22 protein-coding genes and 1 riboswitch are annotated in these 26,399 nt (G+C 73.6%); of the genes, 12 read left to right on the forward strand and 10 right to left on the reverse strand.

The features are described from left to right. Nucleotides 1-51 precede the first annotated feature (51 nt). The gene (locus ACF059_RS14585) at nt 52-1,536 is read left to right on the forward strand and encodes a carboxylesterase/lipase family protein (protein ID WP_392056229.1); all 1,485 of its coding nucleotides are present in this window, start codon (nt 52-54) and stop codon (nt 1,534-1,536) included. On the opposite strand, the gene ACF059_RS14590 is transcribed toward ACF059_RS14585, so the two are convergent. Beyond that, nucleotides 1,514-2,815, reverse strand: coding sequence for an alpha/beta hydrolase-fold protein (locus ACF059_RS14590; protein ID WP_392056232.1), 1,302 nt, complete (start codon nt 2,813-2,815; stop codon nt 1,514-1,516). The genes ACF059_RS14585 and ACF059_RS14590 overlap by 23 nt on opposite strands. A gap of 277 nt (nt 2,816-3,092) precedes the next feature. On the opposite strand from ACF059_RS14590, the gene ACF059_RS14595 reads away from it, so the two are divergent. Next, nucleotides 3,093-4,136: a TolB family protein gene (locus tag ACF059_RS14595; RefSeq protein ID WP_392056235.1), complete on the forward strand. Its 1,044-nt coding sequence runs from the start codon at nt 3,093-3,095 to the stop codon at nt 4,134-4,136. A 43-nt stretch (nt 4,137-4,179) separates the two neighbouring features. Here ACF059_RS14595 and ACF059_RS14600 read toward each other — a convergent pair whose 3' ends face one another. Further along, nucleotides 4,180-4,866, reverse strand: a complete 687-nt coding sequence (locus ACF059_RS14600) for a GNAT family protein (protein WP_366864753.1) — start codon at nt 4,864-4,866, stop codon at nt 4,180-4,182. A 526-nt stretch (nt 4,867-5,392) separates the two neighbouring features. Between ACF059_RS14600 and ACF059_RS14605 the strand changes: the two genes are divergently transcribed. After that, on the forward strand, nt 5,393-6,067 hold the full coding sequence (locus ACF059_RS14605; protein WP_366864754.1) for a (2Fe-2S)-binding protein: 675 nt from the start codon (nt 5,393-5,395) through the stop codon (nt 6,065-6,067). Between the two features lie 69 nt (nt 6,068-6,136). On the opposite strand, the gene ACF059_RS14610 is transcribed toward ACF059_RS14605, so the two are convergent. Then, nucleotides 6,137-7,912, reverse strand: coding sequence for a S8 family serine peptidase (locus ACF059_RS14610; RefSeq protein WP_392056238.1), 1,776 nt, complete (start codon nt 7,910-7,912; stop codon nt 6,137-6,139). Nucleotides 7,913-8,187: 275 nt separating this feature from the next. Then, entirely contained in the window at nt 8,188-9,597 is a 1,410-nt protein-coding gene (locus ACF059_RS14615) for a cation:dicarboxylate symporter family transporter (RefSeq protein WP_392056241.1), read from the reverse strand. A gap of 105 nt (nt 9,598-9,702) precedes the next feature. Here ACF059_RS14615 and ACF059_RS14620 point away from each other — a divergent pair, with 105 nt between their 5' ends. Next, nucleotides 9,703-11,352, forward strand: a complete 1,650-nt coding sequence (locus tag ACF059_RS14620) for an ATP-binding protein (RefSeq protein ID WP_392056244.1) — start codon at nt 9,703-9,705, stop codon at nt 11,350-11,352. Further along, on the forward strand, nt 11,349-12,050 hold the full coding sequence (locus ACF059_RS14625; protein ID WP_392056247.1) for a response regulator: 702 nt from the start codon (nt 11,349-11,351) through the stop codon (nt 12,048-12,050). The genes ACF059_RS14620 and ACF059_RS14625 overlap by 4 nt, the downstream gene beginning before the upstream one ends. Here the strand turns inward: ACF059_RS14625 and ACF059_RS14630 are convergent. Continuing rightward, nucleotides 12,008-12,853, reverse strand: a complete 846-nt coding sequence (locus ACF059_RS14630; RefSeq protein ID WP_392056250.1) for a tyrosinase family protein — start codon at nt 12,851-12,853, stop codon at nt 12,008-12,010. The two genes, ACF059_RS14625 and ACF059_RS14630, sit on opposite strands and share 43 nt — an antisense overlap. Then, a complete protein-coding gene (locus tag ACF059_RS14635) occupies nt 12,850-13,239 on the reverse strand; it encodes a tyrosinase cofactor (protein WP_392056253.1) in 390 nt (129 codons plus the stop codon). The genes ACF059_RS14630 and ACF059_RS14635 overlap by 4 nt, the downstream gene beginning before the upstream one ends. A gap of 278 nt (nt 13,240-13,517) precedes the next feature. On the opposite strand from ACF059_RS14635, the gene ACF059_RS14640 reads away from it, so the two are divergent. Further along, complete coding sequence (locus ACF059_RS14640; protein WP_392056255.1) at nt 13,518-14,909, forward strand: glutamate decarboxylase; 1,392 nt, start codon at nt 13,518-13,520, stop codon at nt 14,907-14,909. A 41-nt stretch (nt 14,910-14,950) separates the two neighbouring features. Here ACF059_RS14640 and ACF059_RS14645 read toward each other — a convergent pair whose 3' ends face one another. Both ACF059_RS14645 and ACF059_RS14650 read right to left on the reverse strand, forming a co-directional pair. Then, nucleotides 14,951-16,570 carry a sigma-70 family RNA polymerase sigma factor gene (locus tag ACF059_RS14645; RefSeq protein ID WP_392056258.1) on the reverse strand — a complete coding sequence of 540 codons (1,620 nt, stop codon included), beginning with the start codon at nt 16,568-16,570 and terminating at the stop codon, nt 14,951-14,953. 128 nt (nt 16,571-16,698) lie between these two features. After that, entirely contained in the window at nt 16,699-17,460 is a 762-nt protein-coding gene (locus tag ACF059_RS14650; protein ID WP_392056260.1) for an IclR family transcriptional regulator, read from the reverse strand. Between the two features lie 156 nt (nt 17,461-17,616). On the opposite strand from ACF059_RS14650, the gene ACF059_RS14655 reads away from it, so the two are divergent. The 3 genes from ACF059_RS14655 to ACF059_RS14665 all read left to right on the forward strand — a co-directional run bounded on the left by ACF059_RS14655 (nt 17,617) and on the right by ACF059_RS14665 (nt 21,031). Continuing rightward, entirely contained in the window at nt 17,617-18,303 is a 687-nt protein-coding gene (locus ACF059_RS14655) for a bifunctional 4-hydroxy-2-oxoglutarate aldolase/2-dehydro-3-deoxy-phosphogluconate aldolase (RefSeq protein WP_392056263.1), read from the forward strand. Beyond that, nucleotides 18,267-19,289 carry a PfkB family carbohydrate kinase gene (locus ACF059_RS14660; protein ID WP_392056266.1) on the forward strand — a complete coding sequence of 341 codons (1,023 nt, stop codon included), beginning with the start codon at nt 18,267-18,269 and terminating at the stop codon, nt 19,287-19,289. Before ACF059_RS14655 ends, ACF059_RS14660 begins: the two co-directional genes overlap by 37 nt. Before the next feature lie 104 nt (nt 19,290-19,393). Further along, nucleotides 19,394-21,031 carry a serine/threonine-protein kinase gene (locus ACF059_RS14665; RefSeq protein ID WP_392056269.1) on the forward strand — a complete coding sequence of 546 codons (1,638 nt, stop codon included), beginning with the start codon at nt 19,394-19,396 and terminating at the stop codon, nt 21,029-21,031. 16 nt (nt 21,032-21,047) lie between these two features. On the opposite strand, the gene ACF059_RS14670 is transcribed toward ACF059_RS14665, so the two are convergent. Next, the gene (locus ACF059_RS14670; protein ID WP_392056271.1) at nt 21,048-21,566 is read right to left on the reverse strand and encodes a hypothetical protein; all 519 of its coding nucleotides are present in this window, start codon (nt 21,564-21,566) and stop codon (nt 21,048-21,050) included. A gap of 108 nt (nt 21,567-21,674) precedes the next feature. Beyond that, a riboswitch (cobalamin riboswitch) is annotated at nt 21,675-21,815 on the forward strand. Between the two features lie 45 nt (nt 21,816-21,860). On the opposite strand from ACF059_RS14670, the gene ACF059_RS14675 reads away from it, so the two are divergent. Genes ACF059_RS14675 through ACF059_RS14685 form a run of 3 tightly spaced genes read left to right on the forward strand, consistent with a single transcriptional unit; the run spans nt 21,861 to nt 24,690 of the window. Beyond that, nucleotides 21,861-22,856 (forward strand): ABC transporter substrate-binding protein, encoded by a 996-nt coding sequence (locus tag ACF059_RS14675; protein WP_392056274.1) that lies wholly within the window; start codon nt 21,861-21,863, stop codon nt 22,854-22,856. Continuing rightward, the gene (locus tag ACF059_RS14680; RefSeq protein ID WP_392056277.1) at nt 22,853-23,911 is read left to right on the forward strand and encodes a FecCD family ABC transporter permease; all 1,059 of its coding nucleotides are present in this window, start codon (nt 22,853-22,855) and stop codon (nt 23,909-23,911) included. The genes ACF059_RS14675 and ACF059_RS14680 overlap by 4 nt, the downstream gene beginning before the upstream one ends. Continuing rightward, entirely contained in the window at nt 23,908-24,690 is a 783-nt protein-coding gene (locus tag ACF059_RS14685) for an ABC transporter ATP-binding protein (protein WP_392056280.1), read from the forward strand. Before ACF059_RS14680 ends, ACF059_RS14685 begins: the two co-directional genes overlap by 4 nt. A 38-nt stretch (nt 24,691-24,728) precedes the next feature. On the opposite strand, the gene ACF059_RS14690 is transcribed toward ACF059_RS14685, so the two are convergent. Beyond that, nucleotides 24,729-26,369, reverse strand: a complete 1,641-nt coding sequence (locus ACF059_RS14690; protein ID WP_392056283.1) for a N,N-dimethylformamidase beta subunit family domain-containing protein — start codon at nt 26,367-26,369, stop codon at nt 24,729-24,731. Between the last annotated feature and the right edge of the window lie 30 nt (nt 26,370-26,399).

The following is a 26,399-nucleotide window of genomic DNA, read 5'->3' on the forward strand; positions in this document are numbered from 1 at the left end:
CCCGTGGGACGGCTGTGCGACCGTGCGGGCAACGGCATGCGGGAGGAAGAGATGAACGCGGACGTCGACGACATCGGCGCCGGCAGCGGCGGCCGGCCACGGGTCCGGACCGCGGCCGGCGTCGTCGAGGGCCGGACCGGGGCCGACGGGACCGCCGTCTTCCGGGGCATCCCGTACGCCGCCCCGCCCGTCGGAGCCCTGCGGTTCGCGGCGCCCGCGCCCCCGCCCGCCTGGGACGGCGTACGGCAGGCGACCGCGTTCGGGCCCACCGCGCCGAAGGTGCCCTACGCCGCGCCGTTCGCGACCCTGCTGGCCGACCCGGAGATCCCGGGGGACGACTGCCTCAGCGTGAACGTGTGGACCCCCGATCCGGCGCCCGGGGCCCGGCTGCCCGTCATGGTGTGGATCCACGGCGGGGCGCTCACCCGCGGCTCCTCGGCCGTCCCCGTCTACGACGGCTCCGCCTTCGCCCGCGACGGGGTCGTCCTCGTCTCCCTCAACTACCGTCTCGGCGTGCTCGGCTACGGCCTGTTCCCCGACGCGCCCGCCAACCGCGGCCTGCTCGACCAGATCGCCGCCCTCCACTGGGTCCGCGACAACATCGAGGCCTTCGGCGGAGACCCCGCCCGCGTCACCGTCTTCGGGGAGTCGGCCGGAGCCATCAGCATCGGCTCCCTGCTGGCCGCCCCGCGCGCGGCCGGGCTCTTCGCCCGGGCCGTCCTGCAGAGCGGAGCCCCCGAGGTCCTGCCGCGCGAGAAGGTGCGCACCATGGTCCGGCGGATGGCCTCCCTCCTCAAGGTGGAGGCCACCGCCGAGGCCTTCACGGCCATCGGCATGCGCGACCTGCTCGCCGCCCAGGGGGCCGTGCTGCGCCGATCGGGTGCGCTCCTCGGAGGCCCCGCCTTCGGCCTGGTCAGCGACCCGGCCACGGTCCCCGGCGACCCCCTCGACGCCCTGGCGGGTGCCGGGGTCAGCGGCGACGTGCCGCTGCTGCTCGGGTGGACCAGCGAGGAGTACCGGCTCTGGCTCGCCCCCACCGGCGCGCTGCGCCTGCTCGGCCGGCTGGGGCCGCTCGCCGTGACGCTGGGCCGCCTGCGCGCGGACAAGGACCGGGCCGCCGTACGGACCTTGCGCGCCGCCCTGCCCGGGGCGGGCGCGGCCGAGCTCGCCGGGCACCTGCTCACCGACCGGCTGCTGCGCGATCCGCTGCGCCGGCTCGCGGGGGCCCGGCGCCCGGCGCCGAGCTTCCTGTACGAGTTCGCCTGGCCCTCCGGCGTACCGGGGCTCGGCGCCTGCCACGCCTTGGAGCTGGGCTTCGTGTTCGACACCCTCGGCGTGCCGGAGACCTCCTGGCTGGCCGGGCCGGACGCCCCGCAGGCGCTGGCCGACGAGATGCACGCGGCGTGGGTGCGGTTCGCGGTGACGGGCGACCCGGGCTGGGCGGCCTGGAACGGCGAAGGCCCGCCGAAGAGGTTCGACGGGCCGTCGGCCGGACGGGCAGAAGCGGCGTGGGCTACTCGACCGGCCCTTCCATGACCTTGCTGATGAACTGGATCGGACCCTCGCCCATGTTCGGGACGTAGGTCTTGGCGTTGTGCTGGCCGCCCTTGATGACCCTCAGCTCGGTGTGGACGGGCCCCTTGTTGCCGAAGGTGGCGATGAACTTCTGCACGTCCGGGAGGGTCTTCTTGTTGTTCTCGCTGTCGCCGACCTGGAAGGCGAGATACACGTCCGGACCCTTGCGGTCGATGAGCTGCTTCGCCAGCAGCTCCGGGTTGTTCTCGGCCTTCTCCTTGTCGTAGCCCTTCCACAGGGAGGAGTCCGGGACGATGTCCGGGCCGGAGGCGATCACGGCCTTGAACTTGTCCGGGTGCTTCAGTACGGCCTTCAGGCCGGCGAACCCGCCGGTGGAGGAGCCCATGAAGGCCCAGCCGTCACGGGACTTGACCGTGCGGAAGTTGGCCTTCATCAGGTCCGGGACGTCCTCGGTCAGCCAGGTGCCCATCTTGGGCTGGCCGGGGATGTCGGAGCCGTCCCAGTAGACGCCCTTGTCGTCCGGCGCCGGGTTGAGCACCGGCATGGCCAGGATGAAGGGCTTGCTCTTCCCCTCGGCGTACCACTTGCTGATGCTGGACTGGAGACCGAGGTCGGTGCCCATCCAGTAGTTGCTCGGGAAACCGGCGCCGCCCGGCAGGGCGATCATGACCGGGAAGCCGCTCTTGGCGAACTTCGGGTCGTTGTACTCCTTGGGCGCCCAGACCCAGACCTTGCCCTTGAAGCCGGACTTCTTGCCGTCCAGCGTGGTGACCGCCACGTGCGTGCCGTCGGGCAGGGTCATCGAGTTCTTGAACTCGGCGGCCGGACCGGTCGGCATGAGCATCTTGGAGCTCGCCGGCTGCTGGGTCGCGGTGCCGCCGGCCTTCCCGGAGCCACCCGCGGGCGGCTGCCCGAAGGACACCGCGGCGCCCTTGTCGGTGAAGGGGGGTATCTCGTAGTGGTTCATGACGAGAGCGGCTATGCCCGCGAGCGCGAGGACGCCGGCGCCCGCGATCAGCCAGCGCCGGCCGCGGGACCTGCGGGGCGCGGGCTCGTACTGCTCCGGGTGGTCCTGGTGCCCGTACTGCTCCTGGTGGCCGTACCGGTCCTGGCGCCCGTACTGCTCCTGCTGCCCGTGCTGACCGTACGGAGGCTGCTGCTGTCCGTACGACTGCTGCTGTCCGTACGGCTGGCCGTACTGGTCGCCGTGCGGCGGCTGCGGGCGCTGCCCTTCCGGCCGGTACGGCTGGTGCTGCTGCCCGTCGGGTGCGTACGACATGTGCGGTGGCTCTCCGGCTGGTGCTGCCCCTGAGGGGCGGGGTGATCTGGCGGCGGGGTCGTCTGGCGGTGGTCCTTCCGTTCGAAGGATGAACGAAAGCACGTCAGGGTTCCGTATTTTTCCTTCTCTTGGGATTTTTTGGGGGATGCCATTGCCTGGCGCCGTCCCGGCCGGCGCCTACCCGATCCCGCGCCGCACATCCCTGGCCCCCGCACATGCCCCTGGGTAGGGTGCCCCCGCGCCGCCCCCGGACCCCCACCCCGCCCGGAGTCACTCCATGACCTTCCAGCGCCGGCTCCTGATCCTCGTCACCGCCGTGGTCCTGCTCGCCGCCGTGGGGGTGCTCGCCGTGCTGCGGGCCTCCTCGCGGGCCGACGAGAAGGACCGGGCCCGGGAGGGCGGCCCGGGGATCGTCGCGGGCCCGGTCGTGCTGTCCCCGGGCGGGGGCGAGCGGCGGATCGTCTTCCGGAACATGGCCTGGGGCCCGCACCGCGACGAGCTCGCCACCGTCCCGGCCAACGCCCCGGAGGGGACCCGTACCGCGTCGGGGGTGAGCTGCCTGCGCTTCCACGCGGCCGCCGGCACCGGGATCTGCCTGCGCGCCGACAAGGGCGCGGCGGTCCCGGGCGCCGTCCAGGGCGGCTACCGGGCCGTCGTCCTCGACGCCCGGCTGAAGGAGGTGGCGGCGCACACCCTGGCCGGCCTGCCCACCCGCGCCCGGGTCTCGCCCGGCGGGCACCTCGCCGCATGGACCGTCTTCGTCGGCGGGGACTCGTACGCGGGCACGGACTTCTCGACGCGCACCTCGGTGCTCGACCTGCGCACCGGCAGGCTCGACGCCTCGCTGGAGGACTTCACCGTCCTCAAGGACGGCCACCCGTACCGCAGCGCCGACGTGAACTTCTGGGGCGTGACCTTCGCCGCCGACGAGCGCACCTTCTACGCGACCATGGCCACCGGCGGCCGGACCCACCTGGTCCGCGGGGACCTGGCCGCGCGCAGCGTGACCACCCTCCACGAGAACGTCGAGTGCCCCTCGCTGTCGCCCGACGGGACCCGGCTGGTGTTCAAGAAGCGCGTGCCGGGCCTGCCGGCCGAGGCGCCGTGGCGGTTGTACGCCATGGACCTGGCCACGGGAGCGCAGACCCCGCTCGGCGAGGAGCGCAGCGTCGACGACCAGGTGGTGTGGACCGACGACCGGACCGTCGTCTACTCCCTGCCCGGCGACTTCGGCGCCGACCTGTACGCGGTGGCGGCCGATGGGAGCGGGACCCCCCGCCGGCTCATGACATCGGCCCTCGCCCCGTCCTTCCTCGGCTGACACCGGGGCGGGGGACGGGGCGAGGGCCGTCGGCGCAGGACCGTTACGCCGGGACGAGCGTCTTGCGGCGCCGTTTGCGCTGTGCGGCCGGCGACAGCCTCAGCTCGATGACCGACCGTACGGCCGGCCACTCCTCGTCGAGGACCGAGTAGAAGGCGGTACTGCGGACCGCCCCGTCCAGCCCCCGCGAATGGGCCCGGCGGACCCCTTCGCAGGTGAAGCCGAGGCGTTCCATGGCCGCTCGCGACCGGCCGTTACGGGCATCCGCGCGCAGCGAGATGCGCCGGACGCCCCAGGTCTCGAAGGCATGGCGGAGCATGAGCAGCTTCGCCTCGGTGTTGATGCCGGTGCCCTGGGCGCCCGGGGACAGCCAGGTATTGCCGATCTCGGCGGCATCGGGGATCGCCGTCGCCGGATCGCCGAACGGGACGCCGGGCACGGCGGGCCACACGAGCGGCCCCTGCCAGTAGTCGAGTTCCAGGAACCGGGTCGAACCGACGACCCGGCCGTCGGTGGCTCTGACCACCGCGAACGGGAGCGATCGACCCGCCGCCTGATCGGCGAGGGCACGGTCGATGTACTCGTGGGACGCCTGCACCCCATGGGGTACGGGGGTGAAGGCGTAAGTCGTACGATCCTCGGCACCGGCCACGGCCAGGGCCTCGGTGTGGTGGGGTGCGAGGGGCTCGAGCCGCACGGTGCGGCCCGCGAGGTGTACGGGTACGGGCACGGAGCCTTCGGTCCTTCTGGGCGGTGGGGTGGTTGCACAGTCTGCGTCCCTGACCTCGCCCCTCGTGCAAAACACGAGTGAAAGGCAACCGGCTGTCAGGTGAACGCGAGTGGCTCAATGTAGCTCCTTAAAGTGCTCTCATGAACCCCCAATCCGGCAATGGCGCGGCACTGTTTTCCGACGACTTGGGTGCCCACGGCGGAGCGGCCGCAATCCGGATCCACGGACGTCCCTTCAACCGCAGGACATGCGTCCCCCGGACGGCCCCGCCGACGGCCGCCGGCCGCCGTGCCACCGGGTCTGACCTGCGGCGATAGGCAGAAGATCCGGTGCTTGCGGGCGGGGCCCCGCTCGCCGCCCCCGCGGACGCCCCGGCCGCTCTCCTCGCAGGCCCGGGCACCGACCCGGCCATCGAACGGGCGATCGTCGGCGGAGTGAGTGAACGCGGGGCGGCCCGCATGACCGGACGCCGTGCGACCGGACCCCTGCCCGGACCGCACACCGGGTGCCTGAGATCATCCTCGGCATGGACGACGTACTGCGGCGCCTGGCCGCCGTGGGGCCCTTCTTCACCGTGCCGTACGGCGAGGAGCCGCCCGGGCCCGGCTTCCGGCCGCTGGCCGCCCTGTACGGGGAGGAGCTCGGGCCGTACGTCGCCGAGGTGGGGCGGCGGATCGGCAGCGGGCCCGGCAGGGTGGCCGCCTCGACGGCGCAGCTCGGCATCGCCTCGCGGCTGTGGTCGCTCGGGCTGGGCTGCGCGGCGCTGGCGGGGCGGGTGCCCGACCTGGCGCCCGACCGGGTGTGGTGGAGGCTGCCGCGAGCGGGGTCGCTGGAGCTGTGGCTGCCCGGGCAGGAGCCCGAGGGGCTGCCGGCCGACCGGCTCGGGCCGACCGTGCTGGGGCACCTGGCCGTGCTCGACGCGGGCCTGCGGGAGCGGTTCGGGGTCTCGCCGAAGGTCTTGCGGGGCAATGCCGCGTCCGGGCTCGTCGGGGCGCTGCGCGTGCTGATCGACAGGGTGCCGGGCGACGCGGCCGTCGCCCTCGCGGGCGCGCTGCTGGCCGAGGGCGGAGCCCTGGCGGGCACGGGGACCTTCGTGCACGAGCCGGGGCTCGGCGTGGCCTTCGTACGGCGCAGCTGCTGCCTCTACTACCAGGTGCCCGGCGGCGGGCTCTGCGGGGACTGCGTGCTGCGGACCAGATGAGACGGCGAAGGGCCGGCGGGGAGCGTGTGCTCCCCGCCGGCCCGGTGTGCCGACGCGCGGACCCGCTGACTAGAAGGTCAGGTTCCAGGAGTCGATCTTGCCGACGTCGCCGCCGGCGTTGTCGTTCACGCGCAGCTTCCAGGTGCCGTTCGCGACCTCGGCCGAGGCGTTGACGGTGTAGACCTGGTTGATGTTGTCGGCGCTGCCGCCCGCGCGGTTGTGGACGGTGTAGACGGTGCCGTCCGGGGCGATCAGGTCGACCTTGAGGTCACCGATGTAGGTGTGCACGATGTTCACGCCCACCTTGAGGGTGGCCGGGGCGTTGCCGGTCACACCGCTGACGGTGATCGGGCTCTCCACGGTGGTGTTGTCACCGATGGCGAAGTCCCCGAGGTTCTCGAAGTACGCCCCGGGCGGCGGGGTGGAGCCCACCGCCTTGAGCGCGTCGACCTGGCCCTCGCCGAAGAAGCCGTTCTTCGCCGTGGTGCCCTTGCAGCGGGTGTCCGACGGGCAGGCGATGTCGTTGGCCTGGACGGCCAGCTTGTCGCGCAGCTGTGCCGGGGTGATGCCCGGGTTGGTGCTGGCGAGCAGCGCCGCCACACCGGTGACGTGCGGAGAGGCCATGGAGGTGCCGCTCATGCTGCCGTACTTGCCGCCCGGCAGGGTGCTGTAGATGCCGGTGGAGTCGCCGCCCGGGGCCGTCACGTCGATGACGTTCAGGCCGTAGTTGGAGTACGAGGCCTTCGCGGTGGTGCCCATCGCCGAAACCGTCACCACGCCCGGGAGTTCGGTCGGGATGTCGAGGCAGGCGTTGGTGATGGTGCGGGTGACCGGCGTCGAGTCGTTCGGGCTCTCGGTGTCGGTCGTCTTGTTGGCCAGGTCGATGTTGGAGTTGCCGGCCGCCGCGACCTGAAGCGAGCCCTTGCTCTCCGCGTACTCCTGGGCGCGCTTGACGCCCTCGATGATGGCGGCCTGGTCGGCGTTGTCCGGGCAGTTGAACTGCCACGGGTCCGTGTAGTAGCTGTTGTTGGTGACCTTGAAGCCGTGGTCACCGGCCCACATGAAACCGCAGACGGTGTTCTCGGCGAAGAACAGCGAGGAGGTGGGCTCGGCGATGCGCACGGAGGAGATCTTCACGCTGGGGGCCACGCCGATGACGCCCTTGCCGTTCTTGGCGGCCGCGACCGTACCGGCCACGTGCGTGCCGTGGGTGCCGACGTCGCGCCAGGCGCCCGTGCGGGTGTCCGGCTTGCCGTACGCGCAGGACGCGGAGTCCGCCGCGTTGAAGTTCGGGGCCAGGTCCTGGTGCTGGTCGTCCACACCGGTGTCCAGGATGCCGACCTTGACGGTGCTGGAGCCGGTGGTGACGGCCCAGGCCTGGTCGGCCTTGATCTGCGTCATGTCGGCGCGGACCGGCTCGCCCGTGGGCGTCGTGGCCTGCGCCGGGTTGGCGGGCAGCGCCGGGTTGTAGGCGTCCGCCGGCACGTCCGAGGTGCGGGTGGCGCCGACCTGCTGGACCCCGCTCACACCGCGCATGGTGGTGGCGAAGGAGCCGGACGCGGAGTGGGCGACGATCACGCCGATCGCGTCGTAGGACTGGAAGACCGTGCCGCCGTTGGCGGTGATGGCGTTACGGACCGCCGTGGTGTCACCGGGAGTGGTGATCACGAGGTAGGCGCGGGTGCCGGCAACCCAGGTCGCACTCTGGGAAGTCGGGGCCGCGGCCCGGGGCGCCGCCGCCGCGGGGGCGGAGGCGGGGGAGCCGGAAGGCGAGACCGGGGCGGTGCCGGCGAGTGCGGCGGGGGCCCCGAAGGCCAGTGCCGCGCCGAGTGTGGCGGCCAGCACGAGGGTACGTCGAGGTCGGCTGGATATGTGGGGTATCAATGCGTCCTCCGAAGACCCGGTGGTGCGCGTGGCGCGCGCCGGGTCGTACGAAACAAGTGGTGGACGCAAGATGTCATGCACACGGCCTGGTAGGGAAGTACCTTTTGCCACACGGGGGTTCGTTAATCGGTGGCCGAATGCCGACTATGGGTGACAAGTACGGAGAATGTGGCGGCCGGCCGGGCTGGGTACCGTGGGGGCGAACCCTGCCCGGCCGGCCCGTACGGGCGGCCCGCCTAGACCGGCACGCCGTCCTTGGTGGTGTGGTGTGCCGGGGCGGGCGCGGTGTCCGGAGTCACGTCCGCGCCGGCCTGGTTCGCCCCGCTCGGCTCCGCTCCGCTCGGCTCCGACCCGTGTGCGTCGTCGACCAGCGTGCTCTCGTCGAAGGGCAGCCGCCCCGCGAGGACTTCGGCGGCCCGCCCGTGGTCGAACTCCTTCGTCCACGTCCCGATGAGCACCGTCGCGACCGCGTTGCCCGCGAAGTTCGTCAGCGCCCGGGCCTCGCTCATGAACCGGTCGATGCCCACGATCAGGCCGACCCCGTCCACGAGTTCGGGGCGGTGCGACTGCAGCCCGCCGGCGAGGGTGGCCAGTCCCGCGCCGGTCACCCCGGCGGCGCCCTTCGAGGCGATGACCATGAACAGCAGCAGCGAGATCTGCTCGCCCAGGGCGAGCGGCTTGCCCATCGCCTCGGCGATGAACAGGGAGGACATCGTCAGGTAGATCGCGGTCCCGTCGAGGTTGAAGGAGTACCCGGTCGGCACCGTGATCCCGGTGACCGGCCGCGATACGCCGAGGTGCTCCATCTTCGCGATCAGGCGCGGCAGCGCCGACTCCGAGGAGGAGGTCGACAGGATCAGCAGGAACTCCCGGCCCAGGTAGCGCAGCAGAGCGAAGACACTGACCCCCGTACACACCCGCAGCAGCGTGCCCAGGACCACGAACACGAAGATCAGGCAGGTCGTATAGAAGCCGATCATGATGACGGCGAGGGACTTCAGCGCGTCGATGCCGGTGGCGCCGACCACCGCCGCGATCGCCCCGAAGGCGCCCACCGGGGCCGCCCACATGATCATCGCGAGGATCCGGAACACCAGCTTCTGTACGTGCCCGATGCCCCGCAGCAGCGGCTCGCCCGCCGTGCCCATGGCCTGCAGGGCGAAGCCGCAGAGCAGCGCCACCAGCAGCGTCTGGAGCACCTCGCCGCCGGTGAAGGCGGAGACCAGGGTGGTCGGGATGATGCCGAGCAGGAACTCCGGAGTGCTCTCCGCCCCGCCCGCCTTGGCCTGTGCCTCGCCTGCGTGGCGCACCGCCTCGGTCAGGTGCAGCCCGCTGCCGGGCTCCAGCAGGTTCCCGACCAGCAGGCCGATGGCCAGCGCCACCGTGGACATGACCATGAAGTAGCCGAGGGCGAGGCCGCCCACGGCGCCCACCTTCGCGGCCTTGCGTACCGATCCGATGCCCAGCACGATCGTGCAGAAGATCACGGGCGAGATCATCATCTTGATGAGGTTGACGAAGCCGGTGCCCAGCGGTTTGAGCTCCACGGCCACGCCGGGCGCGGCGAAGCCGACGGCGATGCCGAGCAGCACCGCGCCGATCACCGCGATGTAGAGATAGTGCGTTCTGTCGCGTCTGGCGGCCACGATGCCTCCCGGTGGTGAATGCGTTCGGGGAGACCATCGCCCAGGGCTGTGACCCCGGTCACCCTTGCGTTCATTGAGTTCACGACCCGGTGCACACTGAGCGCCATGTTCCGCTTTCCCCGGCCCCCGCGCAGCCTCGCCGGCCAGCTCTTCGCCATGCAGGTGCTGCTGGTCGCCGTGGTCGTCGCGGGCTGCGCCGTCTTCGCGTACGCCACCGCCCGCTCCCAGGCCGAGGACGCCGCCCGGCGCCAGGCCGGGGCCGTGGCCCGCGCGGTCGCCGACTCGCCGTCCGTACGCGAGGCCGTACGGGGAGCGGCGGGCGGAAGCGACCCCTCGGCCCTGCTCCAGCCCTACGCCCAGAAGGTGCGCGAGGACTCCGGGGTGGACTTCGTGACGATCATGGCGCCCGACGGGCGGCGCTGGACCCACCCCGACCCGCGCCGGATCGGCGAGCCCTTCATGGGGAACACCGCCCCCGCCCTGCGCGGCGAGACCTTCAGCGAGACCTACACCGGAACCCTCGGACCCTCCATCCGGGTCGTCACCCCGCTGGAGGACGAGGGCCGGATCGTCGGCCTCGTCAGCGCGGGGATCACCGTCCGGGCCATCAGCGACCGGCTCGGCGCGCAGCTCGCCGCCCTCGCCTGGGTGGCGGGCGGCGCCCTGGCCCTCGGCGCGGTCGGCACGTACGTCGTCAACGCCCGGCTGCGCCGCCACACTCATGGCATGAACGCGGCCGAGCTCAGCCGGATGTACGACTACCACCAGGCGGCCCTGCACGGGGTCCGGGAGGGGCTGCTCATGCTCGACGGGCAGCGCAGGATCACCCTGATCAACGATGCCGGGCGCGAACTGCTCGGCCTGCCGGCCGGCGAGATCACCGGCAGCACGGTCCCGGACCTCGGTCTGCCCGCCCCCCTCACCGGGGCCCTGCTCGCCGACCGGCCCCGGGTGGACGAGGTGCACCTGACCGCGGAGCGGGTGCTGGTCGTCAACAGCTCGCCCGTGGCCGGCGGAGGCCGCCGGGGCACCGTGGTCACCTTGCGGGACCACACGGAACTCCAGGCGCTGACCGGCGAGCTGGATCACGAGCGCGGTTTCACCCAGGCCCTGCGCTCCCAGGCCCACGAGGCGGCCAACCGGCTGCACACCGTGGTCTCCCTCATCGAACTCGGCCGCGCGGACGAGGCGGTGGAATTCGCCACCGCCGAACTGGAACTGGCCCAGGCCCTCACCGACGAGGTGGTCACCGCGGTCGGCGAGCCGGTGCTGGCGGCGCTGCTGCTGGGCAAGGCCGCCCAGGCGCACGAGCGCGGCGTGGAGCTGGTCGTCACGGCCGACAGCCGCAGCCTCGCCGACGGGGGCGCCGGGCTGCCCCCGGCCCGCGACCTGATCACCGTCCTGGGCAACCTCATCGACAACGCGGTCGACGCCGTCACCGCCGTACCGGGCGCGCGGATCGCGGTGACCCTGCGGCCCGAGGGGCACGAGCTGCTGCTGCGGGTCGCGGACAACGGGCCCGGACTCCCCGAAGGGGTGGACGTCTTCCGCCGGGGCTGGTCCGGCAAGGGGGAGGGCCGCGGGCTGGGCCTCGCCCTGGTCCGGCAGGTGGCGCAGCGCTACGGCGGCGCGGCCGTCGCCGCGCCGGGCCCGGGCGGCGGGGCGGAGTTCACCGTACGCCTGCCGCTCGCGACCCCGCCCGGCGCCCAGGACGCCCCCGCGGCGGACGCGCCCGTCACGGGGGGCCTGGCATGAGCGGGGCCGACGTACGGGTCCTGGTGGTCGAGGACGATCCGGTCGCCGCCGCCGCACACGCGCTCTACGTCGGCCGGGTGCCCGGCTTCACCGCCGTCGGCGCCGTCCACTCGCTCGCCGAGGCCACCCGGGTCCTGGAGCGCACCCCGGTCGACCTGCTGCTGCTCGACCTCGGCCTGCCCGACGGACACGGCCTGCGCTTCGCGCGCGGGCTGCGCGCCGCGGGTCACCCCGTCGACGTGATCGTGGTGACCTCCGCGCGGGACCTGGCCGTGGTCCGCGAGAGCGTCTCCCTCGGCGTGGTCCAGTACGTCCTGAAGCCCTTCGCCTTCCCGACCCTGCGCGAACGGCTCCTGCGCTACGCCGAGTTCCGCGCGACGGCGGGAGAGGCGGCCGGCCAGGACGACGTGGACCGGGCGATGGCCGCGCTGCGCGCCCCCCGCCCGGCCGAACTGCCCAAGGGGCTGAGCGCGCCGACCCTGGACCGGGTCGCCGCCCTGCTGCGGGCGGCGCCCGAGGGCCTGACGGCGGCGGGGGCGGCCGAGGCGGCCGGCATCTCCCGGATCACGGCCCGCCGCTACCTGGAGCACCTGGTGGACACCGGCCGGGCGGACCGCACCCCCCGGTACGGTCAGGTGGGCCGCCCCGAACTGCACTACCGCTGGCTGGCGGCGGCCGGCTCGGTGTCGAAGGTGTAGAACTTCCGGTGGTCCAGCAGGTCCGCCGGGGTCACGTCGTTCCACGGCCGCATGGTGTCGTTGAGGTCCACGACGTTCGGGGTGCCGGCGGCCGGCAGGTACGTGGACCGGGGGTGCCGGGCCTGCCACTCGGCCCACAGCTTGTCGACGAAGGCGTGGTGCATCCAGAACACGGGGTCGTTGGGGGAGACCCCGGAGGCCATCTGGCCGCCCACCCACACGTGCACCCGGTTGTGCAGGTTGGCGCCGCGCCAGCCCTCCAGGTGGTTGCGGAAGCCGTTGGCGGAGCTGTTCCAGGGCGCCGTGTCGTAGACCGGCATGTCCAGGACGGATTCCACTTCGGCCTTGGTCGGCAGCTGGGCGACGCCGGTGCCGAGGGCGCGCCTGAGGTAGGCGCGCCCGTCCACCCGGACGCCTATGTTCCACTTTCCCGCGGCGTACGCGAACGGGCCGTCGAGGACCTGTCCGTCGCGGGCGCGTCCGGTGCCGCCCAGGAAGTCGGGGGCCCAGAGGGAGGAGCGGGCGGTGCGGTCCGCGGTCCAGTCCCAGTAGGGGAGCGAGACGCTCGCGTCCACTTTCTGCAGCGCCGCCTCGAATTCCAGCAGGAAGCGTCGGTGCCAGGGCAGGAAGGACGGGGAGCGGTGGCCGACGCGGTCGCCCGCGTCGGTGTCGGCCATGATGAAGCCGTTGTGGGTGGTGACGAAGCGGTCGTAGGTGCCGGTGCGCTTGAGCTCCAGGAGGGCCGCGGTGAAGGCGCGCTTCTCCTCGGGGGTCAGGGCGGCCTGGTTTTTGCGGACGGTCACGCCGCACCCCCGAAGGGGACCAGGGCAGCGCCCTGGAGGTCGCGGACCGCGGCGCGGGCGAGCAGGACGGGGTCGGGGTACGTCTCGTAGTGGTTGACCACGCTGATCCAGCTGCCGTCCGCGTTGCGCATCACGTGCAGTTCGCGGCCGTCTATGCGGACGGTGGGCAGGCCGGGCGCGTGGTGGCCGCCGTGATGGCCGCCCGAGCCCGGGGTGATCTGTATGCGGCGTCCCTGGTAGACCTCGTCGACGGTGCCCGCGGGCGCGGCCGGGGAGGGGACTGCGGCGGCACTGGTGGAAACGCCGTTCACGGCGGTGCTGAGGCCGAGGACGGTCAACGCACCGGCAGTCGTGCCCAACGCCTGACGGCGGGTGATCTTCTTCATGGGCTGAAGAGGTATCAGGGCGGGGGAGAGGGGCGACCGGTATCCGGACATCGGCCGATAAGTTGCCGGTAGAACAAGTTGGATGATCTTCCCGTCCGAACCGGCTCCTGAGGTCAGAACGGGAAGATCTGCGGTGCCGACTCTACTGGACGGCAATTCCTCCGGTCCATCGAGGGTCCTATGGGTGGGGTCACATCGCAGGGTCGGCCGGAAGGCGCGCTGGGACGGCGGTGTCGATCTCATCCCGGTCCAGCGGTTATGACACATATAGTCCCGATATGGCACTTCATGAGACGAAGGACGCACGCGCCGCGGACGCCGAGACGGACGTGTTCGCGTCCGCGCTGAGCGGCCAGATCCTCCCCAAGTACCGGATGCCCGAGGACCACTCACCCACCGAAGTCGTCTACCAGCTGCTCCACAACGAACTCCTCCTCGACGGCAACGCCGCCCAGAACCTCGCCACCTTCTGCACCACCTGGTCGGACGACGGCGTGCACCGCCTGATGAACGAGTGCCTCGACAAGAACATGATCGACAAGGACGAGTACCCGCAGACCGCCGAGATCGAGGCCCGCTGCGTCAACATCCTCGCCGACCTGTGGAACGCCCCCGCCGAAGCCGCCGCCACCGGCTGCTCCACCACCGGCTCCAGCGAGGCCGCCATGCTCGGCGGCCTCGCCCTCAAATGGCGCTGGCGCGAGCGCCGCCGCGCCGCGGGCCTGCCGGCCGACCGCCCCAACCTGGTCTGCGGCCCGGTCCAGGTCTGCTGGGAGAAGTTCGCCCGCTACTTCGACGTCGAGCTGCGCCAAGTCCCCCTGGAGCCCGGCGAAACCGGGCTGCAACCCCATCAGCTCGCCGCGTACGTCGACGAGAACACCATCGGCGTCGTCGCCATCCTCGGCGTCACCTATACCTGCGACTACGAGCCCGTCGCCGAGATCGCCGCCGCACTCGACCGGATCCAGGCCGAGCACGGATGGGACGTCCCCCTCCACGTGGACGCGGCGAGCGGCGGATTCGTCGCGCCCTTCCTGCACCCCGACGTCGTGTGGGACTTCCGGCTGCCGCGCGTCGCCTCCGTCAACACCTCCGGCCACAAGTACGGGCTCGCGCCCCTCGGGGTCGGCTGGATCGTCTGGCGCAGCGCCGACCTGCTGCCCGCCGACCTCGTCTTCACGGTGGACTACCTGGGCGGGGACATGCCGACCTTCGCCCTCAACTTCTCCCGCCCCGGCGGCGAGGTCATCGCCCAGTACTACCTCTTCCTGCGCCTGGGCCGGGGCGGCTACCGGCGGGTCCAGCAGGCCTGCGCCGAGACCGCCCAGTACCTGGCCCGCGAGATCGAACGGATCGGCCCCTTCACCCTCCTCTACGACGGCCAAGGGGCCCTGCCCGCCGTCTCCTACACGCTCACCGACCCGGCCGCAGCCGGCTTCAGCCTGTACGACCTCTCCGACCGGCTGCGCATGCGCGGCTGGCAGGTGCCCTCGTACCGGCTGCCCGCCGACCGTGACGACACGGTCGTCCAGCGGGTCCTGGTCCGGCACGGCGTGACCCGCGATCAGATGGCCCTGCTCGCCGCCGACCTGCGCCGGGCCGTGGAGCACCTGCGGACCACGCCCCCGCCCGTACCGGCCGAGGCGCCCCGGTCCGGCTTCCATCACTAGGGGTGCCTCGGTGGGCGGGGCTCAGGGCCCGGCGCCTCCGGTCAGCGGGCGCCGAAGTTCTGCGTCCACCAGGGGCCGCCCGAGCCCGTGTGGATGCCCACGCCGATGTCCTTGAAGGAGCAGTTGAGGATGTTCGCGCGATGGCCCGGGCTCTTCATCCACGAGTCCATGACCGCCTTGGCGGTCTGCTGCCCCATCGCGATGTTCTCCCCGTACGTCGACCAGCGGTACCCGGCGGCGGTCGTCCGCTGACCGGGGTCCGCGCCGTCGGGGTTGGTGTGCGAGAAGAAGTCCCGGGCCGCCATGTCGTCGGAATGCCCCTGAGCGGCCGCGCGCAACTGCGGGTCCTCCTTGAGGGGGCCGCAGCCGGCGGCCTCCCGCTCGGTGTTGACCAGGGCCACGACTTGGCCGGCGACTCCCTGCGGGGCCGGCGCCGGCGGGGGAGTGGAGGCCCGCCGGGTCGGGGAGGCGCTGGCCTTCGACGGGCTCGGGCTGGGACTGGCCGAGGCGGACGGCGACGGTGACGCCGACGGGGAGGGCGAGGCGGACGTCGAGGGGGAGGCCGACTCCGAGGGGAGCGCGGCCGTGGACTCGGTCGCCGACAGCGCGGCCAGCGGGGCGGCGGAGGCGGCCCCTTCCTCCTTCACGTCATCCGAGCCGGGCAGGGCGCCCAGGTACACCAGACCGCCGCTCGCGACGCAGGCGGCGAGCACCGCGCCGCCGATCACCCGGCGGCGGCCGCGCCGGCGCTTGCGCAGGGCGCCCCGGCCACCGCCCGCATGCCCGACCGGGGTGAGCTGGGTCGCCGCGTCGGCGAAGTCGCCCTCCGAGCCGGCGGCGACGGCCGCGCCCGCAGGGGCGAAGCCGGCCGCCACGGAGGACCGTACGCCCGCCAGCAGCGCCGCCGAGACCGGTACGAGGGCCAGACCGGCCAGCAGTCCCTCGGCCGGAACCAGTCCGCTCCACAGACCGGAGCACCGTACGCATTCCCGGGCGTGCCGGGCTATTCGCTTGCGCCACAGCGCGGACGGCTGCCCGTCCCAGCCCGCCAGGACGCCCCGCAGTTCCTCGCAGCCCGGCTGCGTGTCCAGGGCGCGCTCCACCACCCGCGCCGACTCCAGCTGCGCCTTCATCCGCTGCACCCGCACCGCCGTGTGCTGGGGGGACAGCTCCAGTGCGGTCGCCACCTCCGCCCGGGTCAGCTCCCCGGCGCATTCCAGCCACCACAGCGACAGCAACGCCCGGTCCTCCGGCTCCAGCCAGCGCGTGGCGCGGGCCGTCTCGCGCCGCTGTCCCGCGAGCTGGAGGCGTACGACGGTCAGGTCGACGAAGTCGGCGCCCGGGTCGGCGACGTCCCCGGCCGCCTCCAGGGTGCTCTCGCCGAAACCGCTCTGGCGGGCCTGCCAGTGGGCCCGTACCCGGTTCATCGCGATGGCCACCAGCCACGACCGGAAGCTCTCGTCCGCACGCAGGCCCCCCAGCCCGTCGAGCGCCCGCAGCATCGTGTCCTGCACCACGTCGTCCACGTCGCAGGAGCCGCCCAGGGCGCGCCCGACGATGTTGTAGACGAGCGGGAGATGGGTGCTGACCAGCTCGTCCTGCGCGCGGGGGTCGCCCGCGCGGGCCGCTGTCACCAGCGCTGCCGTGTGCTGAGTGCTCATGTGATGTTCCCTGTCCGTATCGGCGGTCGATGATGCCCGATACCTGGGAGACCGTCGACGGGTGCCCCGATAACACTTATCAGGAAATAGTTTTCGCAGGACTTTTTCGCAAGTCTCCGCGAAGGGCTTCACAGCAGCGGAGCGAGGGCTTGCGCGGCCGCGCGCAGGGCGGGTGCGTACGTCTCGATCTCCTCGCGGGAGGCCAGGAGGGTGACGGTGGTGACGCTGACCCCGCCGACCGGGCGGCCGTCCGGACCGAGGACGGCGGCGCCGACGCAGCGGATGGTCGGCTCGTTCTCCTCGTCGTCCAGGGCGAAGCCGCGCGCGCGGACCTCCGCCAGCTGGGCGTGCAGCGCCTCCGTGGTGGCGAGCGTGCGCGGGGTCCGCTGCGGCAGCCCGGTGGCGGCGATCAGGGTCCGCACCTCCTCGTCGGGCAGGTGGGCCAGGATGCTCTTGCCGATCGCCGTCGTGTGCAGGGGCATCCGCATGCCGATCCGGGAGGCGGTGCGGAACGGCTGGTCGCCTTCGAGCTTGCGGATGTAGGTGATGGTCTCCCCCGTGTGCAGGGCGAGATGGACCGTGTGGCCGGTGGTCCGCCGGAGTTCGCCGAGGACGTGGCCGATGCTCGCCGGTTCCCCGCCGGTGACCAGCGCGCCGAGCCCGCGCAGCCGCGGGCCGGGGCCGTAGCGGCTGTCCGCCCCCTGGCGCACGAAGCCCTGCTCGATCAGCGAAGTCAGGATCCGGAAGGCGCTGGACTTGGGCACCGCCGCGGCCGCGGCGAGGTCGGTCAGCCGGTGCGGGCCGTGGGGAGCCGCCACGGCCTCCAGGACGCGCAGGGACTTCTCCAGGGCGGAACCGGCCGCGGAGGCGCGGCCGCCGCGAGGAGCCACGGCCGCCTCATCGGTTGACGCGAGGACCGCCTCGTCCGTCGATGCGAGGGCTGGCAGGTGTGTTGACACGCGAACTCCCGGCCTGTGTAGGGTCTAGACCACATCGTTCCGCATGACGATACCCCGTTCCACTACGTGGAACGAGGGGAGGGTCCTTTGTCCTGCCACCCGTACGACGTGATGGCCGCCCAGCGCCTCCTGCCCGTGCTGCGTCACGCCGACGCCGACGAGGCCGTCCGCCACACCACCGCCCTGCTCGCCGCGGGCTGCCGGGCGGTGGAACTGACCACCACCACCCCGGGCTGGGCCGACGCCCTCGCCCGTACGCTCCCGCTCCGCGACGCGCACGGCCGCCGCGCCCTCCTCGGCGTGGGCACGGTCACCACCGGCGCGCAGGCCGAGACCGCCCTGGACGCGGGCGCCGCCTTCCTGATCTCCCCGTATCCCGCCCCCGAGGTCCGCGAGGTCGCCGAGCGCCGTGAAGCCGTCTTCGTCGAGGGCGGCTTCACCCCCGGCGAGATCGCCTCCGCCGTACGGGCGGCCGGCGCCGCCAAGGTCTTCCCGGCGCACGTGGGCGGTCCCGGCTTCCTCCGCTCCCTCAGGGCCGTCCTGCCCGAGGCGGTGCTCATCCCGACCGGCGGGATCCGGCCCGCCGAGGTCCCCGGGTGGCTCGCCGCCGGTGCGACCGCCGTCGGCATAGGGGACGGACTGCCCACCAAGCCGGGGGAGTTGGCCGCCTTGTTCGCCGCGCTGGCCGAACCGGCGGAGCCGCTCGGAGCGGCCGGAGCTGCCGGACCTTCCGGGCCGTGCGGCGACGGCTGCTGCGCGAGGTCCCCGCGGTGACGGGTTACGACGTCCTCGTGCTCGGGGAGGTGCTCGTCGAGATCCACGCGGACACCGCCCTGAGCGCGGCCACCGCCGGCACGCGGGCGCGCCTCTCCTACTCCGGGGACGCCCTCAACGCGGCGGCCGCCGCGGCCGCGGCCGGGGCGCGGACCGCCCTGCTCACCGTCGTGGGTGACGACGAGCTGAGCGTGCCGCTGCTGCGGCGGGCCGCCGAGCTCGGCGTGGACGTCACCCACGTCCACCGGGCCCCGCACCCCAACGGCGCCTACCTGCTCTGCGCCGACACCGACGGCGAGCGCGAGTTCGTCTACTGGCGCGCCCGCAGCGCCGGTTCCACCCTCGCACCCCGGCACATCGAGTCCTGGCGGCCGCTTCTGACCCGGTGCCGGGCCCTGATCACCAGCGGCGTCACCGGTGCCCTGTCGCCGAGCAGCCGCGACGCCGTACTGGCCGCCGCGCACCTCGTGCACGGGGCGGGCGGGCACCTCACGTACGACCCCAACTTCCGCCCCCGGCTGACCGACCGGCCCCAGGCCCGGGACCTGCTGGCGCGCATCGCCCCGCTGACCGGGCTGCTCAAGACCTCCTGCCCGGCCGACGCCCGGGCCCTGGTGGACACCGACGACCCGCGCACCGCCGCGACCCGCCTGCGCGCCCTGGGCGCCCGTACGGTCGTGGTCACCGCGGGCGCCGGCCGGCTCCTGCTCGACGACGGCGCGCGGCAGGCCTTCCACACCGTGCCCGTGAACCCGGCGCCGGTCGACGCTACCGGCGCGGGCGACTGCTTCACCGGGACCGCCACCGCCCGCCTCGCCCTCGGCGACACCCTCGCGGACGCCGTGGCCTACGGGACGGCCGCCGCCTGCCTCTCGGTCTCGGGCCGCGGCGGCACCGGCCACGTCCCCGCCTTCGCGCAGACGGCCGCCCTGGCCGCCCGGACCGCGCTCCCGGGGCGCTGGGAAGAGCGGCCCGCCGGGGCGTGAGGGAGTCGGCTCCCCCCGCGGATTCCCGTCGCCGCACGGCGCTTAGGGTGTGGCGGTGGATGTGGATCAACTCATCGGTTGATCAGGTGATCGGGGGGAGACCGATGAACAGCGCGACCGAGGTGTTCCAGCCCCTGCTGGCGGAGGACCCGCCGACCGTGGCCGGATACCGCCTCGCCGCTCGGCTCGGCGCCGGTGGCATGGGCCGGGTCTACCTGTCGCACACCCGGGGCGGCCGCCCTGTGGCGATCAAGGTCGTACGCCCGGAGCTGGCCGAGGACCCGGCGTTCCGGCGGCGGTTCCGCCGGGAGGTGGAGGCGGCCCGCCGGGTCAAGGGGGCGTACACCGCCGAGCTGATCGACGCCGAGGCGGACGGGACCCCGCCGTGGCTGGCCACCCTGTACGTGCCCGGCCCCTCGCTGTCCGAGGCCGTCGCCCGCCGCGGACCGCTGCCGGTTCCCGCCGTGCTGTGGCTGATGGCGGGGGTGGCCGAGGCGCTCCAGGCCATCCACGGCGCGGGCATCGTGCACCGGGACCTGAAGCCGTCGAACGTGCTGCTGGCCGCGGACGGTCCCCGGGTCATCGACTTCGGGATCTCGCTGGCGTCCGGCGTCACCGCGGCCACCGGGACGGGCAACGCCATCGGGACGCCGCAGTACATGGCGCCCGAACAGGCGTCGTCGGGCGAGGTCACGGCGGCCACCGACGTCTTCACGCTGGGCCAGACGGCGGCGTTCGCGGCGACGGGCGAGGCGCTGTACGGAGGCGGCCCCCAGCTGAGCGTCATGTTCCGGATCGTGCACTCCCAGCCCGACCTGTCCCACCTGCCCGAGCAGCTGCGCCCGGTGATCGCCCGGTGCCTGGCCGCCGATCCCAAGGAGCGGGCCACCCCGGCGGAGATCGTGGCGTGGTGCCGGCAGCGGCTGGGGGCGGACGCGGATGCGGGCGGCGGCCCGGCCGTCTGGCGCGAGCTGATGGGGCCGGAGGTGGAGGTCCCTGCTCCTGTTCCGGATCCCACCTCGGTGCACACGACGCCGCTGCTGCGGCGGTGGCGGCCCGCGCCGGCCCCGGCCGCACCGGAGCAACGGCGGGCCCGCAGGCGGCGCGTCGCACTGGTCACCGCTGCGGCGGTGACGACGTCGGCCATGGTGCTGACCGGTCTGGCCTGGACGTACATGGACGACATCGGCAGGCTGCTGCGCGTCCGCAACGGGTCCCCGGCGGCGCAGAAGACCCCCTCGGGACCGGTGTCGGGACCGGCCGCGGGGACGGCGTCGGGTTCGGCCGCGTCCGCGACCGGCGGCGGGACGGCGGGAGCCGCCGGACCGGCGTCGGGCCCGCCCCAGGAGTCCAAGCCGCCCGCAGCCGTCCCGTACGCCGGGGTGCGCCTGGACACGGAGAACTCGGTCGGCGTCAAAAAAGAACCGGCCCAGCGCCAGGACCGCTCGGGGGACATCCGGCTGAACTGCGAGAGGACCGGCTGCGACCTGGAGAGCGACTCCAGCGTGATCACCATGCTGTTCCCCGATCAGCAGGGCTCCCTGGACGTGTGCCGGGCCGCCCTCACGGACGTCGACACGCGCGAGTTCGGGCTGGCCGGGGCGACGAACGGCAGCGCGTTCTGCATCAAGCACCCGTCGGGCGACATCGCGCTCTTCGTGATCCAGAACAAGTCGCTGGTGCAGTTGAAGAACTGGCCTCAGTGGGTGACCGCGGACATGACGGTCTGGCGCGCGTCCTGACGACCGCGGGCCGCCCTCAGGGCAGGCTCCACTGGCCCACGTCGTCCGCGAAGCCGCCGTTCAGGGCGAACTGGACCGCGGCCGGGCCGGCGTCCTTCGGCAGCCGGAAGGTCACGAAGCCCTCCGCGTCGCCGCCGGGCCGGAGCGTGAGGGTGTCGGGGAAGCGCGGCCCGGCGGTCGTGGGGAGGTCGAGCCCGGTGAACCGCTGCCCGGTGGCGTCGAGCAGATGCGCGCAGGCCGCGGGGGAGTCCTCGTAGTCGGCCGTCCCGGTGTTCTCCAGGTGGAACCGCACCGCGACGAGCCGGTCGTCGCCGCCGGGCTCGACAGTGGCGGAGCGTGCGGGGGCGGCCGGGTCGACCACCTGCGTGAGCGTGACGTCGAGGCGCTGTCCGGGCCCGTCACCCGTGAGGGAGACCGTCTCCCCGGATCCGCCGGGCGCCCCGGCCACCAGCGCGGGCACCAGGAGGGCGGGGGCCAGCAGCGCGACCGCCGCGAAGGCGCTCCGCGAGCGGCCCGGTGCTCGGCTGCGGCGCATGGCGGACCTCCCGATCCACGGCTACCCTGCCCACGATCCTCCGCGACCCCGGCTTCCGCCACCCGCGCGTCGGCGGACCCCCTTGCCGCCGCCCGCGCCCTCCCGCCGTTCTGGCAGACTGGGGCACGTCACCCAGGCGGTGCAGGACAGGAAACCGGTGCGATTCCGGTGCGGTCCCGCCACTGTGACCGGACGTCCCCCCGCGGGAGATCCGGGAGTCAGACACTGACGCACCGCCTCTGCTCGTTCTTCACGTCGACCAGGGGACGCGGATCCCCCGGAGAGGCCTTCGCCATGTCGCGCACCCGCGCCCTTTGCCGCGCCTTCGTTCCCCTCGTCCTCCTCATACCCCTGGCCGCGTGCGGCAGTTCACCGGACGTGCGGGAGCACGGGGCCGCCGCGGACTCCGCCGCCGCGCCCGGTTTCCCGTACACCCTCACCAACTGCGGGGTGAGCAGCACCTATCAGGCCCCGCCCCAGCGCGCCGTCACCATGAACCAGCACTCCACCGAGCTGCTGCTCGCCCTCGGGCTGGGCGAGCGGATCGTCGGCTCCGCCTATCTCGACGACGCCGTGCTGCCGCTCTACCGGCCCGCCTACGACAAGATCAAGGTGCTGGCCAGGGAATACCCCTCCAAGGAGGTCCTGTTCGGCGCCGATCCCGACTTCGTGTACGGCGGATACGCCAGCGCCTTCGACAAGGCGCAGGGCCGCGACCGCGAGGCGCTCGCGAAGGCGGGCATCAACTCCCGGCTGAACGTGGAGTACTGCTCCGAGGGGCGGGTCGGCTTCGACCAGCTCAAGACCGAGATCACCGAGGTCGCCCGCACCTTCGGCGTGCCCGAGCGCGGCGCCCGGCTCGTCGAGGACGAGCAGCGCCGCATCGACGCGGTGACCGCCCGAGTCAAGGACGCGCCCCGGCCGTCCGTCTTCGTCTACGACTCGGGCGAGACCTCCGCCTCCACCTCGGGGGGCAACGGCATCGGCAACGAGATCGTCTCCCTCGCGGGCGGCACGAACGTCTTCGCGGACCTCAAGGACACCTTCGGTGAGGTGTCGTGGGAGAAGGTCATCGAGCGGGCACCCGAGGTCGTCCTCATCTACGACTACGGCGGCACCACCGTCGAAGCCAAGAAGCAGCGCCTGGTGAACGACCCGGCCCTCGCCGGGGTCCCCGCCGTCAAGAACCGGCGGTTCGTCGTCCTGCCGCTCTCCTCCGCCGTCCTGGGCGTACGCGTCGCCGACGCGGTCGAGTCCCTGGGCCGCCAGCTCCACCCCGATGCCCCGTGAGGCTGCGCACCGCCACCGTCCTGCTCGTACTCGTCTGCGCGCTCGCCGCGTCCGCCGTCGCGGGCCTGGCCCTGGGGCCGGTACGGATCGCCCCGGGCCGGGTGTTGGACATCGTCCTCGGCGGCCTGTCCGGCGAGCGGCGCACCGGGGCCTTCGCCTCCATCGTGTGGGACGTCCGGATGCCGCGCGTGCTCCTGGGGGCCGTGGTCGGGGCGGGGCTCGCGGTGGCGGGCACCGTGCTGCAGGCGCTCGTACGCAACCAGCTCGCGGACCCCTTCCTGCTCGGCGCCTCCTCCGGCGCCTCGGCGGGAGCCGTCCTCGTGATCGTCTTCGGGGCCGGAGCCGGGGCGGGAGCGGGGGCGGGGGCCGCCGGATTCGCCGGCGGGGTGGGCGTGCCGCTCGCCGCCTTCGCCGGTTCGATGGGCGCGCTCGTCGCCGTCTACGCGATGGCCCGGCGCGGCGCGAGCTTCACCACCGGCCGGCTCATCCTGGCCGGAGTCGCCGTCCAGTACGTCCTGTCCGCCCTCACCAGCCTCGTCCTGGTGCTCGCCGCGCACCCCGACCAGATCCGCTCCGTCCTCTTCTGGACCCTCGGAGGCCTCGGCGGGGCCCGCTGGGACGAACTGGCGCTGCCCGCCACGGCCCTGCTCGTCGGCACCGTCCTGCTCGTCGCCCTCGCCCGGCCGCTCGACCTGCTCCTCGCCGGGGAGGAGGGCGCGCACACCCTGGGCCTGGACACCGGACGGTTCCGCGCCGCCGTCTTCGTGCTCACCTCGCTGGTCATCGGCGTGCTCGTCGCCTACAGCGGCGCGATCGGCTTCGTCGGGCTGATGGTCCCGCACGCCGCGCGGATGGTCGTCGGCGCCGGACACCGGGCGCTCCTGCCGGTGGCCGCGCTGGGCGGGGCCGTGTTCCTGCTCCTGGCCGACCTGCTCGCCCGTACGGCCGCCGCGCCCGAGGAGATCCCGGTCGGCGTGGTCACCGCGCTCGTCGGCGGGCCGTTCTTCCTGTGGATGCTGCGCCGCTCCAGCCGGACCGAGGGGGTCACCGGATGACCGGGACATCGGCGCGGCCGGTGGAACTCGCCGTGCGGGGCGTGCGGTACGAGACCGACGGGCACACCCTGCTGCACGGCGTCGACCTCACCGCCCGGCCCGGCGAGACGGTGGGCGTGGTCGGCCCCAACGGCAGCGGCAAGACCACCCTGCTGCGCTGCGTCTACGGCGTCCTGCGGCCCACCGCCGGCCGGATCCTGCTCGACGGCGCCGACGCGGCCGCGCTCACCGTCAAGGAACGGGCGCGGCGCGTGGCGGTCGTACCGCAGGACGCGAGCGGCACGCTCGGGCTGACCGTCCGCGAGGTCGTCGCCATGGGGCGCAGCCCGCACAAACGGTTCTGGATGCAGGACGGCCCCGACGACGTGCGCCGCGTGGCCGGGGCACTGGAGACGGTGGGCGCGCTCCCCTTCGCCGAGCGCCGCTTCGACGAGCTCTCCGGCGGTGAGCGCCAACGCACCCTGGTGGCCCGCGCCCTGGTCCAGGACCCCGGCCTGCTCGCCCTGGACGAACCGACCAACCACCTGGACATCCGCTACCAGCTGGAGATCCTCGGCCTGGTCCGCGCCCTGCCCGCCACCAGCCTGCTCGTCCTGCACGACCTCAACCTCGCCGCCTCCTTCTGCGACAGGCTGTACGTGCTGAAGGGCGGCCGGGTCGCCGCCTCGGGACCGCCCCGGGAGGTCCTCACGGAGGACCTGCTGGCCGAGGTGTACGGGGTGCGCACCCGCATCGGGGTCCACCCCGGCACGGGCGCGCCGAACATCGTCTACGGGTAGCCGTACGGGCCCGTGCCGAGCTCCACCGGAGGGCCTCGCTAACTCCCGTACACGGCACGGACGTTGTCCTGCGCCGGGTAGGTCCGGCCCGCCGGGCCCGCCGCGAAGACCCGCAGCAGGTTCTCCGTCACCCGGGTGGTCAGGGCCCCGGTCCGTGCGTCCATCCCGTGGTGGGCGCCGCCGGCGCCGTCGCCGGTGGCGTCCAGGGCCTCCACCCACCGCATCGTTCCGGTCGCGAAGACGCCCGCCCCGCTCGGCACGGTGTAGTAGGCCGTGTCCTGGTGGCTGGGACGGCCCTCGCACACCACGGGGGAGTGGGCCAGGATCTCGATCGGCCGCGGTGTCGGGAAACCGGTGTCGACCTTGTCGTACTCCACCCCGACCAGGTGCGCGAAGCGGTCGCCGGCCCGCGCGCCGGTGCCTTCGAACAGCCAGTGGCCCGGGTGGGTCACCACGTAGGGGGCGTCCACCGGATAGCCGTCGTAGATCACGCCGAGCAGCGAGCTCTCCGGGTCCGCACCGGGCGCCGAGCGGAAGTCCACGGTCGCCGGATGGCCGCGCTTGAAGCCGGGATCCTGCGCGTAGGAGGACTTGTAGCAGACCAGCGTGCGGTCCGGCCCGAGGTCGGAGGGCTCCAGCCGGATCCGGCGGTAGCAGCAGTTCGCCCCGAGGACCGCGAGGTTGGTCCCGGCGTCGCGCGCCGCCGTGACGTGGGCCCGCTGCTCCGGCGACCAGTACTCGTCGTGGCCGAGCGAGAGCACGGCCGCCGCCCCCTCCAGCAGGCGCTTCTCCCGGGCCACGTCGGTGGTGGTCGCGTAGGCCAGGGGTATGCCGAGCCGCTCGGCGAGGGCGAGCAGCGGGGCCTCGTACGTCAGGAACAGGCCCGCGCCGTCGTCGTAGGCGTAGGGCCGGTCGAAGCTCACGGACAGGGAGCGCGAGGCGTAGCCGCCGCTGGGGCCGTCGTAGCTGCCGTAGCCTCCCCACCGGTTGTAGGCCTGCCAGGTGGCCACCGCGTTGACCACGACGGTACGCCCGGCCGTGGCCGCCGAGCGGACGGTGACGGGCACGAAGCGCTGGCCCTCGCCGCCCTGCGCGTCCAGCCGCAGCAGGTAGCAGCCCTCCGGCCAGTCCTTGGTCTCGACCGTGGTGGTACGGGCCCACCGGGTGCGCACCATGCGGGTGGCGGGGTCCACCGTGTGCTCGGGCTGGCGGGCCCCGGGCAGCGCCTCGGAACGCCACACCAGCCGGGCCCGGGCGCCGCCGTACCAGCCCATCCGGTAGGCGGAGACCGTGAACCGCGGGGCGGTGGTCGACACGTGCAGCCCGAAGGACTCGCCCGGAAGGACGCTGACCTTGTCCGCGAAGCCCTCGATGGCGCGCTCCGGACCGGCCTTGGTCACCGGCCAGTCGCCGTGGCCGGGGCGCGCGTTCTCGGCCGCGACGTCGAAGCCGTGGCCGGCCGCCGCCGAGGGCTCGCCGCCGGGCTTGGCGGACCCGTCGGCCCGCTCGCCGCCCTTGGCGCCCTGCCCGTCCGTGCCGCCGTCCCCGCCCGCGCAGCCGGCGACGGCTCCGATTCCGGCCGCCGTGGCCGCCCCCGTCGCGAGGGCGAGGAAGCGCCGCCGGGCCGCGCCCGGGCCCTCGTCGCCCCCGGCCGCCCCGGCCATGTGCTCCTGATCCATGCAGGGCACGCTATGTCACGCTTGGGCCAT

This window comes from Streptomyces sp. NPDC016562, from assembly GCF_043076955.1.
GTDB lineage: Bacteria > Actinomycetota > Actinomycetes > Streptomycetales > Streptomycetaceae > Streptomyces.

Excerpts from the sequence above, each read along its gene's own strand:
- ACF059_RS14585 (WP_392056229.1), top strand. The coding sequence starts at position 52 with ATGAACGCGGACGTCGACGACATCGGCGCCGGCAGCGGCGGCCGGCCA.
- ACF059_RS14590 (WP_392056232.1), bottom strand. The coding sequence starts at position 2,815 with ATGTCGTACGCACCCGACGGGCAGCAGCACCAGCCGTACCGGCCGGAA.
- ACF059_RS14595 (WP_392056235.1), top strand. The coding sequence starts at position 3,093 with ATGACCTTCCAGCGCCGGCTCCTGATCCTCGTCACCGCCGTGGTCCTG.
- ACF059_RS14605 (WP_366864754.1), top strand. The coding sequence starts at position 5,393 with ATGGACGACGTACTGCGGCGCCTGGCCGCCGTGGGGCCCTTCTTCACC.
- ACF059_RS14620 (WP_392056244.1), top strand. The coding sequence starts at position 9,703 with ATGTTCCGCTTTCCCCGGCCCCCGCGCAGCCTCGCCGGCCAGCTCTTC.
- ACF059_RS14625 (WP_392056247.1), top strand. The coding sequence starts at position 11,349 with ATGAGCGGGGCCGACGTACGGGTCCTGGTGGTCGAGGACGATCCGGTC.
- ACF059_RS14635 (WP_392056253.1), bottom strand. The coding sequence starts at position 13,239 with ATGAAGAAGATCACCCGCCGTCAGGCGTTGGGCACGACTGCCGGTGCG.
- ACF059_RS14640 (WP_392056255.1), top strand. The coding sequence starts at position 13,518 with ATGGCACTTCATGAGACGAAGGACGCACGCGCCGCGGACGCCGAGACG.
- ACF059_RS14645 (WP_392056258.1), bottom strand. The coding sequence starts at position 16,570 with ATGAGCACTCAGCACACGGCAGCGCTGGTGACAGCGGCCCGCGCGGGC.
- ACF059_RS14665 (WP_392056269.1), top strand. The coding sequence starts at position 19,394 with ATGAACAGCGCGACCGAGGTGTTCCAGCCCCTGCTGGCGGAGGACCCG.
- ACF059_RS14670 (WP_392056271.1), bottom strand. The coding sequence starts at position 21,566 with ATGCGCCGCAGCCGAGCACCGGGCCGCTCGCGGAGCGCCTTCGCGGCG.
- ACF059_RS14675 (WP_392056274.1), top strand. The coding sequence starts at position 21,861 with ATGTCGCGCACCCGCGCCCTTTGCCGCGCCTTCGTTCCCCTCGTCCTC.
- ACF059_RS14685 (WP_392056280.1), top strand. The coding sequence starts at position 23,908 with ATGACCGGGACATCGGCGCGGCCGGTGGAACTCGCCGTGCGGGGCGTG.
- ACF059_RS14690 (WP_392056283.1), bottom strand. The coding sequence starts at position 26,369 with ATGGATCAGGAGCACATGGCCGGGGCGGCCGGGGGCGACGAGGGCCCG.